Source organism: Parafrankia sp. EAN1pec, assembly GCF_000018005.1.
GTDB lineage: Bacteria > Actinomycetota > Actinomycetes > Frankiales > Frankiaceae > Parafrankia > Parafrankia soli.
The window spans coordinates 1,534,756-1,546,743 of record NC_009921.1 but is presented as its reverse complement, the minus strand read 5'-3'; the positions used below and the strand labels follow the sequence as shown (position 1 = coordinate 1,546,743).

Annotated in this window: 9 protein-coding genes; 5 read left to right on the top strand and 4 right to left on the bottom strand. The window is 71.7% G+C overall.

What is annotated here, in order from left to right:
• Nucleotides 1–372: 372 nt before the first annotated feature.
• The gene (locus tag FRANEAN1_RS06320) at nucleotides 373–1,296 is read right to left on the bottom strand and encodes a CAP domain-containing protein (protein WP_041253752.1); all 924 of its coding nucleotides are present in this window, start codon (nucleotides 1,294–1,296) and stop codon (nucleotides 373–375) included.
• 123 nt (nucleotides 1,297–1,419) lie between these two features.
• Nucleotides 1,420–2,514, bottom strand: coding sequence for an amidohydrolase family protein (locus tag FRANEAN1_RS06315; RefSeq protein WP_020458909.1), 1,095 nt, complete (start codon nucleotides 2,512–2,514; stop codon nucleotides 1,420–1,422).
• Between the two features lie 248 nt (nucleotides 2,515–2,762).
• Here FRANEAN1_RS06315 and FRANEAN1_RS06310 point away from each other — a divergent pair, with 248 nt between their 5' ends.
• The gene (locus FRANEAN1_RS06310; protein WP_041253751.1) at nucleotides 2,763–3,968 is read left to right on the top strand and encodes an RNA-guided endonuclease TnpB family protein; all 1,206 of its coding nucleotides are present in this window, start codon (nucleotides 2,763–2,765) and stop codon (nucleotides 3,966–3,968) included.
• A 140-nt stretch (nucleotides 3,969–4,108) separates the two neighbouring features.
• On the opposite strand, the gene FRANEAN1_RS06305 is transcribed toward FRANEAN1_RS06310, so the two are convergent.
• Nucleotides 4,109–5,041, bottom strand: a complete 933-nt coding sequence (locus FRANEAN1_RS06305; protein WP_020458907.1) for a LysR substrate-binding domain-containing protein — start codon at nucleotides 5,039–5,041, stop codon at nucleotides 4,109–4,111.
• Between the two features lie 134 nt (nucleotides 5,042–5,175).
• Between FRANEAN1_RS06305 and FRANEAN1_RS06300 the strand changes: the two genes are divergently transcribed.
• The 4 genes from FRANEAN1_RS06300 (at nucleotide 5,176) to FRANEAN1_RS06285 (ending at nucleotide 10,383) form a co-directional block, all read left to right on the top strand.
• Nucleotides 5,176–5,838 (top strand): succinate dehydrogenase cytochrome b subunit, encoded by a 663-nt coding sequence (locus tag FRANEAN1_RS06300; RefSeq protein ID WP_308301298.1) that lies wholly within the window; start codon nucleotides 5,176–5,178, stop codon nucleotides 5,836–5,838.
• Between the two features lies 1 nt (nucleotide 5,839).
• Complete coding sequence (locus FRANEAN1_RS06295; protein ID WP_020458905.1) at nucleotides 5,840–7,804, top strand: fumarate reductase/succinate dehydrogenase flavoprotein subunit; 1,965 nt, start codon at nucleotides 5,840–5,842, stop codon at nucleotides 7,802–7,804.
• 279 nt (nucleotides 7,805–8,083) lie between these two features.
• Complete coding sequence (locus FRANEAN1_RS06290) at nucleotides 8,084–8,827, top strand: succinate dehydrogenase/fumarate reductase iron-sulfur subunit (protein ID WP_020458904.1); 744 nt, start codon at nucleotides 8,084–8,086, stop codon at nucleotides 8,825–8,827.
• 236 nt (nucleotides 8,828–9,063) lie between these two features.
• Complete coding sequence (locus FRANEAN1_RS06285; RefSeq protein ID WP_049795587.1) at nucleotides 9,064–10,383, top strand: FAD-dependent oxidoreductase; 1,320 nt, start codon at nucleotides 9,064–9,066, stop codon at nucleotides 10,381–10,383.
• 220 nt (nucleotides 10,384–10,603) lie between these two features.
• Here the strand turns inward: FRANEAN1_RS06285 and FRANEAN1_RS36835 are convergent, their stop codons facing one another.
• Nucleotides 10,604–11,890, bottom strand: coding sequence for a hypothetical protein (locus FRANEAN1_RS36835; RefSeq protein ID WP_020458902.1), 1,287 nt, complete (start codon nucleotides 11,888–11,890; stop codon nucleotides 10,604–10,606).
• Between the last annotated feature and the right edge of the window lie 98 nt (nucleotides 11,891–11,988).

Sequence of the window (11,988 nt, the reverse complement as noted above, 5' to 3'; positions counted from 1 at the left end):
CCTCACATGGCACCGGTGACCGGTGCCTGCCTGCGCTCGGGATGGTCACAGAGGACCCCCCGGAAGCCCGCGAGAAGATACGCGGAACCATACGACCACCGCGACAATACTGATCACGGTGACGGGAGCGAACGTAAGGTCGTGAATGGTCGCCGGACAAGCAAACCAGCCACAACTCACCGGACCCAGACCCCGCCGGCGCCGCTCCGAGGGGCCCGGACCAGGGCATTCAGCCCTCGGCCGGCGTCCGGGAGACCCTACGTCACACCAGCCGCCGACGAATCGCCACCTTTGGACCCGGCTGCCGCCGGCAATGGACGGCCACCGCAATTCCACCAGCGTGGGGACACACCGAAGTGCCGGGGGCGGGAGTCAGCGGGGGGTGCCGAAGACCTGGGTCCAGTAGACGCCGTACTCGCCGCCGTCGAAGCGGGCCACGCCTATCTGGCGGACCTCGGGGCGCAGGATGTTCGCGCGGTGCGGCGGGCTGTTCATCCAGCCGGCGACCACCTCGGCGGCGGTGCGCTGGCCGGCCGCGATGTTCTCGGCCACGACGGCGTAGGAGTAGCCGGCGGCCAGGACCCGGTCGGCCACCGTGATGCCGTCCGGGGTGTCGTGGGCGAAGAACCCCCGGGTCGCCATGTCGGCGCTGTGCCTGCGCGCCGCCGCGGCCAGCCGCGGCTCGGTGACCAGGGCGACCAGGCCGCCCCGGGCTCGTTCGACGTTCGTCAGCGCCACGACCTCGGCGAGGTCCCCACCGTCCGGCGCGCGGGAAACTCCCCCGGCCGGCCCGGCGTCGACGCCGCCATCAGCGCTGACATCGACGCCGAAGTCGCGGGCGAGCCCGGCCAGTCCGTCCGCGTAGCCCAGGCCGAGCGCGCGGATCTTCCAGTTCCTGTCCCGCCGGTAGAGCTCGGCGAGCTGTAGCGCCGTCTGCGTCCCGAGGCGGGGTGGGCGCAGCGTCGCGATCGTGCGGCCGGCGGCGCGCAGGGTGGCCAGCGGTGGTGGCAGCCGACCGAAGGGGGTGGCGCCGTCGGCGGGGCTCGCGACCAGGACGACCCGCTCACCGCCGGGGCGCAGGCCATCCAGGTCGAGCTCGACGGAAGGCACGCCCGCGGTGGCGCGCAGGGTGACACCGGGACCGGTCGGCTGGTTGTAGAAGATCATGTCCCGGTCGCCGGAGACTCGGCCGTCCGGCCCGAGGACCAGAGCGGTCACATCGAAGGGACCGGGGAGTGACAACGCGACCACGGGGCCGGGCAGGGTCAGGTTCGCGCCGGACACCAGCTCCGTCATCCGGCCCTCCGCCTCTCTCCCACCAGCCACCGGGCTCCGCGCATCGGTGCGGCGCCGCCCCACCACACGTGGAACGAGCGGCACGCGGAGAGGTTCCGCCGGGCCCACGGCCCGAAGGGACGTCTAGATCGCGCGGCCGCGCAGGACGATGAGGTCGGGGGCGCGCAGTACGCGGACGTCCGCGGTCGGGTCCTCGGGGTAGACCACGAGGTCGGCGGGCGCGGCCTCCTCCAGGCCGGGTCGGCCGAGCCAACGGCGGGCGTCCCAGCAGGCGGCACCGAGGGCCGTCCGCGGCGGGAGCCCGGCGGCGACGAGCTCGGCCACCTCGTCTGCCACCAGGCCGTGCGGGAGGGAGCCGCCGGCGTCCGTGCCGACGTAGATCGGAATGCCGGCCTCGTGCGCGGCGGCCACGGTGTCGTACCGGCGGGCGTGCAGGTCGCGCATGTGGCGGGCATAGGTGGGGAACCTCGCCTCGGCGCCGGCGGCGATCCCTTCGAAGGTCGCGATGTTCACCAGGGTCGGGACGATCGCGACGCCGCGCTCGGCGAACAGCGTGATGGTGTCGGCGGTGAGCCCGGTGGCGTGTTCGACGCAGTCGATACCGGCCCGGGCCAGGTCGGTGAGGGAGTTCTCGGCGAAACAGTGTGCCGTCACCCGGGCGCCGTGGGCGTGTGCGGCGTCGATCGCGGCGCGGGCCGCGTCCGGCGGCCAGCAGGGGGCGAGGTCGCCCACGGAGCGGTCGATCCAGTCACCGACGAGTTTGACCCAGCCGTCGCCGCGGCCGGCCTGCTCGATGACCTCGGCGACGAGGTCGCCCGGGTCCACTTCGGCCGCGTAGCCGCGCAGGTAGCGCCTGGGCCGCGCGATGTGCCGGCCGGCGCGGATCAGTCGCGGCAGGTCCGGGCGGTCGTCGATCCAGCGGGTGTCGGACGGCGATCCCGCGTCGCGCAGCAGGAGGGCGCCGGTGTCCCGGTCGGTGCGGATCTGGTCTTCGGCGGTCGCGGCGTCGGTGGCCCCGGTCGCGACGAGGCCCACGTGGCAGTGCGCGTCGACGAGGCCGGGGATCGCCCACCCTGACACGGTGCGCACGTCGCGTGCGGCGGCCCCGGTCGGGGCGGAGAAGCTCACCCGCCCGTCGACCACCCAGGCCTCATCCCGGACGTCGTCGGGGCCCACCAGGACGTGGCCGGTGATCCGCAGCGTCGGCGTGGTCGTCACCAGAGCTCCCGGGGGATGCCCCGGCCTTCGGGCCGGGGAGGAATTCGGTCTCCCGCGGAGCGGGGCAGGGGCAGGCGATCCGCCGCCAGGCGGATCGCCGTCCGAAAATGCAGTGCAACAGGTGGATGATCTCGTTGCGTAGAAATTAGATGTCTTCTTTCGCGATTTCGGTGAGGCGGGTGCGCGGGTCGTCCGAGAGTGGGATGTTCGGATTCTTCGTCGTTGTGCGGTGATGTTAGGGTGTGGCTGTGTCGAGGTTTCGGTTGTATCCCGATGCGGTGCAGGAACAGGCCCTGTTGGTGCACTGTGGGCATGCTCGGTTCGTGTGGAACCTCGCGTGTGAGCAGCAGTCGTGGTACCGGCCGTGGCGTGGCCGGGCGCCGGGTTATGCGGAGCAGAACCGGCAGTTGACCGAGGCCCGGTCGGGCAATCCGTGGCTGGCGGCGGGCAGTGTCATCGTGCAGCAGCAGGCTTTGCGTGACTTCGCGACGGCGATGGCGAACTTCTTCCGCGGTTCGCATCGCAGGCCCACTTTCCGTAGGCGTGGGCGTGGTGAGGGGTTCCGGATCGTGGCGGTGAAACCGGGCGACGTCCGGCGGGTGAATCGCCGGTGGGCGCGGGTGCGTGTCCCGAAGGCGGGCTGGGTGAGGTTCCGCTGGTCCCGTGCTGTGCCGGGCGCGAGGTCGTATCGGGTGACGCGGGATCGTGCGGGCCGCTGGCATGTGGCGTTCGCCGTGGCCCCGCATCCGATCCCCGCGCCGGGTACGGGCGGGGTTGTCGGGGTGGACCGTGGGGTGGTCGTGTCGGCGGCACTGTCGACGGGGGAGCTGCTGTCCTGCCCCGGTCTGCGAGCCGGGGAGCGGGCGCGGCTGGTCCGGTTGCAGCGCCGGCTGTCGAGGGCCAGGCGTGGGTCGCAGCGGCGCGGGCGCCTCAAGGCCCGGATCGCACGGCTGCGTGCCCGGGAGGTTGACCGGCGCAAGGACTGGGTCGAGAAGACCAGTACCGATCTTGCCCGCCGGTTCGACGTGATCCGCGTCGAGGATCTGAAGATCGGGCAGATGACCCGCTCTGCGCGGGGCACCGTCGAGGCGCCGGGAAGCAACGTGCGGCAGAAAGCCGGGTTGAACCGGGGCATTCTGGCTAACGGTTGGGGTCTGCTCGTCGCGCGGTTGGAGGAGAAGGCCCCCGGCCGGGTGGAGAAGGTCCCTGCCGCGTACACGAGTCAGCGTTGCAGTGCCTGCGGGCATGTGGCGTCCGGGAACCGTGAGAGCCAAGCGGTCTTCTGGTGCGTCGCCTGCGGGTACACGGCCAACGCCGACGTGAACGCGGCGGTGAACATCGCGGTTGGGAACATCGCGGCCGGACGGGCCGTGACTGCGCGGGGAGGCGCGGCGTTGGCCGTGCCCGTGAACCGCGAACCTCAACACTGCGCACCCCTTCTGGTGGGTGTGTAGGAGTTGGAGTCCCCCGCGTTCACGCGGGGGAGGATGTCAGGCCCTCCATCTTCCCCGCCGGGCCCGGCTCGCCTCAGGCGTGACTCAGAGGTCGAGCCGTCGGCCAGCGGACGCACGTCATCCACGCCGGGAGGCATGCGTCACCCGGGCAGGAGATCCGTGCCCGGCGGGAGCGTTCCGGCCTCAGCCGTGCTCTTCAGGTAGGCCCGCAGGCTGCGCCGCAGCTCCTGGGCCGCCCGCGGCGGCTCGACGTCACGGCGGTGGGCCAGCCCGATCGTCCGGTGCAGACCGGGCGGAGCGAAGGCGGTGGTACGCAGCCGCTGACGCCGGGCGACCATGCTCGGGATCACCGCGGCACCCAGTCCGGCCTCGACGAAGCCGACCACCGCGTCCATCTCCCCGCCCTCGATCGCGAAGGTCGGCTCGAAGCCGGCGACCCGGCAGGCGCTCACGGTGAACTCCCGGAGGTCGTAGCCCCGGCGGAACATCACCAGCGGGCGGTGGCGCAGGTCGGACACCTGGAGGTGGCCGTCCCGCGCCGGCGGCGGGGAGTTCTCGGACGTGACGACGACCAGGTCCTCGCGCAGCAGCGGCGTGGTCGACAGCGCCGGGTCCGAGCTGTGCAGCGGAAGGATGATGAGCGCCAGGTCGAGGTGGCCCTGCGCCAGGTCGCGGATGAGATCGCGCGAGCCGCCCTCCTCGACGAGCAGCCGGATGCCCGGGTAGTCGAGGTGGAAGGCGTGCAGCACCTCGGGCAGGAACCCGGTGCACAGGCTCGGCGTCGCGCCCAGCCGCACGGTGCCGTGCCGCAGGTCGAGCAGCTCCTGCACCTGACGGCGGGCCGTCTCGGTGTCGGCGAGGATCCTTCGTGCCAGCGGGAGCAGTGTCTCCCCTGCCGGAGTGAGTGTGATGTTCCCCCGCATTCGGTTGAACAGGGGACTACCCAGCTCCTGTTCCAGGGCACGGATCTGTTGCGAGAGGGACGGCTGCGCTACGTGCTCACGCTCGGCCGCACGGGTGAAGTGCCTGGTCTCGGCCACGGCCACGAAATACGCAAGCTGATGGAGCTGCACACCTTAGGGTAGCCGACGATAGTTACTGCCTATCGAGATCAGGCCCATCATGTCTTGGACCACTCGGAGACTTGTCCTTAGGGTTTCCCAACGTGGCTGTAACGAACGACGCGCGGCCTACGTCCCCCGTAGGCATCTTCTGGCGGTCCACCATCGGCAAGAAGGCTGTGATGGCCGTCACCGGGGCGGTGATGCTCCTCTATCTCCTCGCCCACATGCTCGGGAACCTGAAGATCTTCTTCGGCCGCGAGAGCTTCGACGAGTACGCGCACTGGCTGCGCTCGATCGGAGTGCCGGCGCTCCACGGAGCCTGGTTCCTCTGGATCATGCGAGCCCTGCTGCTCGTGGCGGTGGTTCTGCATGCCGCGTCGGCGTACCAGCTCAGCCGGCGCGACCTCAGGGCCCGGCCACAGAAGTACTCGCACCGGCAGCGGCTCGAGGCGAGCTACGCCGTGAACACGATGCGCTACGGCGGCATCATCATCGGCCTGTTCATCATTTACCACCTCCTCGATTTCACGGCCCTGACGCTCAACCGCAACGGGGTCGAGGGCGCCGCCTACGACAACGTGGTGTCCAGCTTCTCCGTGTGGTGGGTCACACTTTTCTACATCATCGCCATGCTAGCGCTCGGTCTCCACATCCATCACGGATTCTGGAGCGCTGCTCGTACCCTCGGCGTGCACAGTGCGGCCCGGGAAAAGAACCTGAAGGCCGTCGCGACCGTGCTGGCGGTCCTCCTCTCGGCGGGTTTCATGGTCGTTCCCATCGCCGTGCTGGCCGGATTGGTGGACTGAGATGCCCGAGACGACCTCCCTCGGCTCTGGCGGAGGCTCCTACTGGACGGTGGGCGACGACATCGTCGACACCGCCGCCCCGGACGGCCCGATCGAAACCCGCTGGGACCGGCGCAAGTTCGCCGCCAAGCTGGTCAACCCCGCCAACCGCCGCCGCCACACCGTGATCGTGGTCGGTACCGGCCTCGCCGGCGGCGCGGCCGGCGCGACCCTGGCCGAGCAGGGTTACAAGGTCATCCAGTTCTGCTTCCAGGACTCGCCCCGGCGCGCGCACTCGATCGCCGCGCAGGGCGGCATCAACGCGGCGAAGAACTACCGTAACGACGGCGACTCCGTCTACCGGCTGTTCTACGACACGGTCAAGGGCGGCGACTTCCGCGCCCGCGAGTCCAACGTCTACCGGCTCGCCCAGATCTCGACGCAGATCATCGACCAGTGCGTCGCGCAGGGCGTGCCGTTCGCCCGCGAGTACTCCGGCCTGCTCGACACCCGCTCCTTCGGCGGCGTGCAGGTCCAGCGCACCTTCTACGCGCGGGGCCAGACGGGCCAGCAGCTGCTGATCGGCGCCTACCAGGCGCTGTCCCGCCAGATCGACGCCGGCGGTGTGGAGATCCACCCCCGCACCGAGATGCTCGACCTGATCGTCATCGACGGCAGGGCCCGCGGCATCGTCGCCCGCGACCTGGTCACCGGCAAGATCACTCCGTACCTGGCGGACGCGGTCGTGCTCGCCACCGGCGGCTACGGCAACGTCTTCTTCCTCTCCACCAACGCCAAGGGCTCCAACACCACGGCGACGTGGCGGGCCCACCGGCGCGGGGCGCTGTTCGCCAACCCCTGCTACACGCAGATCCACCCGACCTGTATCCCCCGTTCCGGGGAGTACCAGGGCAAGCTCACGCTGATGAGCGAGTCGCTGCGCAACGACGGCCGCATCTGGGTGCCCAAGCAGAAGGGTGACACCCGCTCGCCGGACCAGATCCCCGAGGCCGAGCGCGACTACTACCTGGAGCGGATCTACCCGGCCTTCGGCAACCTGGTCCCGCGTGACATCGCGTCGCGCGCGGCGAAGTACCAGTGCGACGACGGCCGCGGCGTCGGCCCGGGTGGGCTCGGTGTTTACCTCGACTTCGCCGACGCCATCAAGCGCATGGGCGAGGACAAGGTCCGCGAGAAGTACGGCAACCTGTTCGAGATGTACGAGCGGATCACCGGCGAGGACCCGTACAAGGTCCCGATGCGGATCTACCCGGCCGTCCACTACACGATGGGCGGGCTGTGGGTCGACTACGACCTGCAGAGCTCCATCCCCGGGATGTTCGTGATCGGTGAGGCCAACTTCTCCGACCACGGCGCGAACCGCCTCGGCGCCAGCGCCCTCATGCAGGGCCTGGCCGACGGCTACTTCGTCCTGCCGCCCATGATCGGCAACTACATCGCCAGCACCAAGCTGGGCTCGGTCAGCCTGGACGACCCGACGGTGACGTCCGTCGTCGGCGAGGTCACCGGCCGGCTCGGCCGACTGCTGGAGATCAACGGCGACCGCACGCCCGACTCGTTCCACCGCGAGCTCGGCGAGCTCATCTGGGACGAGTGCGGCATGGGCCGCACCGAGGTGGGCCTGCGCAAGGCGCTCGCCCGCATCCCGGAGCTGCGTGAGGAGTTCTGGCGGCGGGTGAAGGTGCCGGGCGACTCCGGCGAGCTGAACCAGTCGCTGGAGAAGGCGAACCGGATCGCGGACTTCCTCGAGTTCGGCGAGCTGCTGTGCATCGACGCCCTGCACCGCGCCGAGTCCTGCGGCGGCCACTTCCGCGAGGAGAGCCAGACCCCGGACGGCGAGGCGCTGCGCGACGACGAGCACTTCGCCTACGCGGCGGCGTGGGAGTACACCGGCGGGGCCCCGGTGCTGCACCGGGAGCCGCTGCAGTTCGACTACGTCCACCTGGCCCAGCGCAACTACTCGTGATCCTCCTGGTCGGCCGCCACCCGTCGCCCCGGTGTGGGGCGGTACGGTGGCGGCCGGCGACGGGGCTGCCAGCGGCGGCCGGCACACGTCCCACCGGGTGAGCCCGGGCGGCTGCGGGCACGTCCCGTCCGGAGCAGCCAGCGGCCGCCGGCCGCTCCGGACGCGCCCCTCCCCCGCTTCCCGCTCCCCGCCATCAGTCTTCCCCGCGCCACAGGCGGCGCGATCATGGACGTCCGCGCGCCGCGCGACGAGCCCACAGCACTCGAAGGAGCCCCGACCGTGAACCTCACCCTTCGGATCTGGCGGCAGCGCGGCCCGGAGGACCGCGGTGCCATGGTCACCTACGACCTGCCCGACGTCAGCCCGGACATGTCCTTCCTCGAGATGCTCGACGTGCTCAACGAGCGGCTCATCCTCGAGGGCGAGGATCCGGTGGCCTTCGACCACGACTGCCGCGAGGGCATCTGCGGCGCGTGCGGAGTGGTCATCAACGGCCAGGCGCACGGCCCGCGTGACCGCACCACGACCTGCCAGCTCCACATGCGCTCGTTCAACGACGGCGACGTCATCGACGTCGAGCCGTGGCGGGCCGGCGCCTTCCCGGTCGTGCGGGACCTGGTCGTCGACCGCTCCAGCTTCGACCGCATCATCGGCGCCGGCGGCTACATCTCGGTGGTCACCGGCAGCGCGCCCGAGGCGCACTCGACGCCGGTGCCCAAGCCCGTCGCCGACGCCGCGTTCGACAACGCGACCTGTATCGGCTGCGGTGCCTGCGTGGCGGCGTGCCCGAACGGGTCGTCGATGCTGTTCACCTCGGCCAAGGTCACCCACCTCAACCTGCTGCCCCAGGGCGCCCCGGAGCGCGAGACCCGGGTCCGCAACATGGTCGAGGCCATGGACGCCGAGGGCTTCGGCGGCTGCACCAACACCGGTGAGTGCACCGTGGCCTGTCCGAAGGGCATCCCGCTGACGAGCATCGGGAACCTGAACCGCGAGTACCTGCGGGCCGTCACCCGGCGGTAGCCGCCGTCCCGCCCACACCGCGCCACCAGCCCGACGCCCGCCCGCCTGCGCCACTCGACGCCGGCCGCCCCGCCCACCTGGCGGGGTGGCCCGCAGGTGCCCGGTTGGTGGCTGTTTCGGCGGCCGGAGGGCTGAACGGCCCACGGGCGGGAACATCTTCGGTCGTGGACCCTCGTCCCGCGCATGTCATCTCCTCCGCCCCCAGGGCGCGCTCCGCAGGGCCACGCCCCGACCACGTGGCCGTCGTCGGCGGCGGCATGGTCGGGCTCTGTGTGGCCTGGTTCCTCCAGGAACGTGGGGTCGGCGTCACCGTCCTCGAACGCGACCGGGTGACGCCCGGTCCGGTCTGGGGCGGGGCCGGCGCGTCCTGGGGCAGCGCGGGCTGGCTCACCCCGGGGCTGGCCACGCCCCTGCCGGAACCGGCCGTGCTGCGCTATGGCCTGCGGATGGTGCTCCGGCCGGACAGCCCCGTCTACCTGCCACCGGCGGCCGACCCGGCGCTCGTCCGCTTCCTCGCCGGCTTCGTCGCGCACAGTACGCACGACCGGTGGCGGGCGGCGATGCGGGCGCTGTCCCCGCTGACCCGGCGCAGCCTGGACGCCTTCGACGACCTCGCGGACGGCGGGGTGGCCGCGCCGACCCGGGCCGCCGCCCCGTTCCTGGCCTGCTACCGCGACCAGCGCGGCGCCGACGCGCTGCTCGCCGAGCTCGACGACGTCCGGGCCTGCGGCCAGCCGGTTGACGCGGTCGCGCTTGATCCACTGACCGCGCGGGACCTCGCTCCCCTGCTCTCCGACCAGATCACCCACGTCGTCCAGGTGCACGGGCAGCGTTACTGCGACCCGGGCCGGTTCGTCGCCGCGCTGGCGGACGCGGTGCGCGAGCGCGGCGGGATCATCCGGGAGGGAGTCGGCGTCGACAAGGTCATCGACCTGGGCTCCCGGGTGGTGCTCGCACTGGCCGACCACACCGAGCCACCTGTGCACTTCGATGCGGTGGTGCTGGCGACCGGCGCCTGGCTGCCCCGGCTGGCGGCCCGTTACGGGGTGCGGTCGACGGTGCAGGCCGGCCGCGGCTACTCGTTCACCGCCGCGGTGGAGAAGCCGCCCACCGGGCCGATCTACTTCCCGGCCTCCCGGGTGGCCTGCACCCCGATCGGGGACGGCCTGCGGATCGCCGGGATGATGGAGTTCCGCCGTCCCGACGCCGCGCCGGACCCGCGCCGCGTCGACGCGATCGCCGCGGCCGCGGGCGAGCTGCTGCGCGGGGTGGACCTGCGCTCGCGGACACTGGAGTGGGTGGGCCCGCGCCCGTGCACGCCGGACGGGCTGCCGCTCGTCGGGCCGACGTCCTCACCGCGGGTGCACGTGGCTGGCGGCCACGGGATGTGGGGCATCACCCTGGGCCCGATCACCGGGCGGCTGGTGGCTGAGGCACTGGTCGACGGGCGGACACCGCCCGAGCTGGCCCCGTTCGACCCGCTGCGCCGCCCGACTCCCTGGCCCCGCCCGAGCGGCCGGACCCGTCCCGCCGTTTCGGCCCGGCACCATCGATAGCGCCCCGCGGCACCGGTAGCCCGCGGTCGACGTGTGGCGGCTGAAGGGGTCTCTGGACTCGCCTCCCCGCCGCACAACGGTGGTGGCGGGGTTCCTTCGCGGCCGAACGGCGACGGGCCGCCCGCGCGAGATTCGCGCGAGCGGCCCGAGCCGTTCGCAGGTGGTGCCGGATCGCCCTCTTCCCCACGGTGCCGGACCACGCTTCCTCAGTCTGGACGGGTCAGCCCTGCACCCGGCCTGCGAGGCGGCGGCGGCGAGCGGCTACCCGCAGGAGCACACCGCCACCGAGCAGCGCGACGGCGATGGAGGCCATGACACCGGTCTCGACACCGGTGAAGGGCAGCGCCCCACCGGGGGCGCCACCGGGGGCCCCACCCGCGCCGACACCACCGACGCCGCCGACACCACCAACACCACCGACACCGACCACGCCACCGGCGATGATGCAGTCGCCGTCACGGTCCTTGTCGTCCTTGTCGTCCCGGACGTCCTTGTCATCCCGGACGGCCCTGTCATCCCGGACGGCCCTGTCATCCCAGTCGTCGGCCAGCGGTGCGACCGCCGGGGCGGCGAGACCGTTGCGGTGCTCGTCGAACTTGTCGTCCTTGACACCGTTGACCTTGTCGTCCCTGACGCCGTCCTTGTGGAAGCCGTCGCCGAAGCAGGAGCGGTCCTTGTCGGAGTGGTCGATGCCCCAGCGGGCCCAGTCGCCGAGGAAGTTCCCGCCCTGGGCTGGACCGAAGGGCAGCCCGGTGATGCCGTGCTCACCGAGACCGATGACCAGCACCGAGGCGGTGACGATGCGCTCGCCCGCCACGCCCGCCGGCCCGCCGTCGTAGGGCCGGTCCTTCTCCGGCGCCCTGAGCCCGGTCGGCACAGGCGGCCCGGTCGGGGCCGCCGCGGCATCCGGGACCACCGGCTCGGTCACGGCCGCCGGCACATCGGGTACACCCGGCGCGACCGGCTCGGTCGCGGCGACGTCCGGCACAGCCGGCTCGGTCGCGGCGACGTCCGGCACAGCCGGCGCGTCAGGGAGGACCGGCCCGCCGAACTCGTCCGGCAGTCCCGGCTCACCAGGCACGTCCGACACGCCCGGATCACCGGACGGCGGGTCCACCGGCGCCGGCAATACCTGCCCGACAGGCGGATATGGCCTGTCGTCGGGGCCGCCAGTCACGCCGGTACCGAATGCGGTGATCGTCTGGATACCCGCGGTGGAGAAGGTGAGGTTCATGCCGAACAAGCCGTCACCGCCGACGGCGGCATAGCCCCGGCGGACCCCGTTGACATCGACTCTCACCGATGTCGACGGCGCGAAGCCGCATCCGCTGAAGTAGATCGGCTCGCCCACCATGACGACCGAGCTGCTGACGTCGCCTTCCCCGGTCGGTCCGAAGCAGCCGCCAGACCCATTGTCGTCGATCGCCGCCGCTGGAGAAGCCGGCAGCGCGGCGAGCGCCAACCCGCCGCCCGCCACCAGCGCGACGCCGAGAGTTCGGAACTTCATTCAGAAACTCCCCCTGAGCATGATCCGTTCAAACAGTCGGATGATTGACTACAGGGAGACTACAGACGGTTACTCTCAGTGTCTAGAACGCTTCGCAC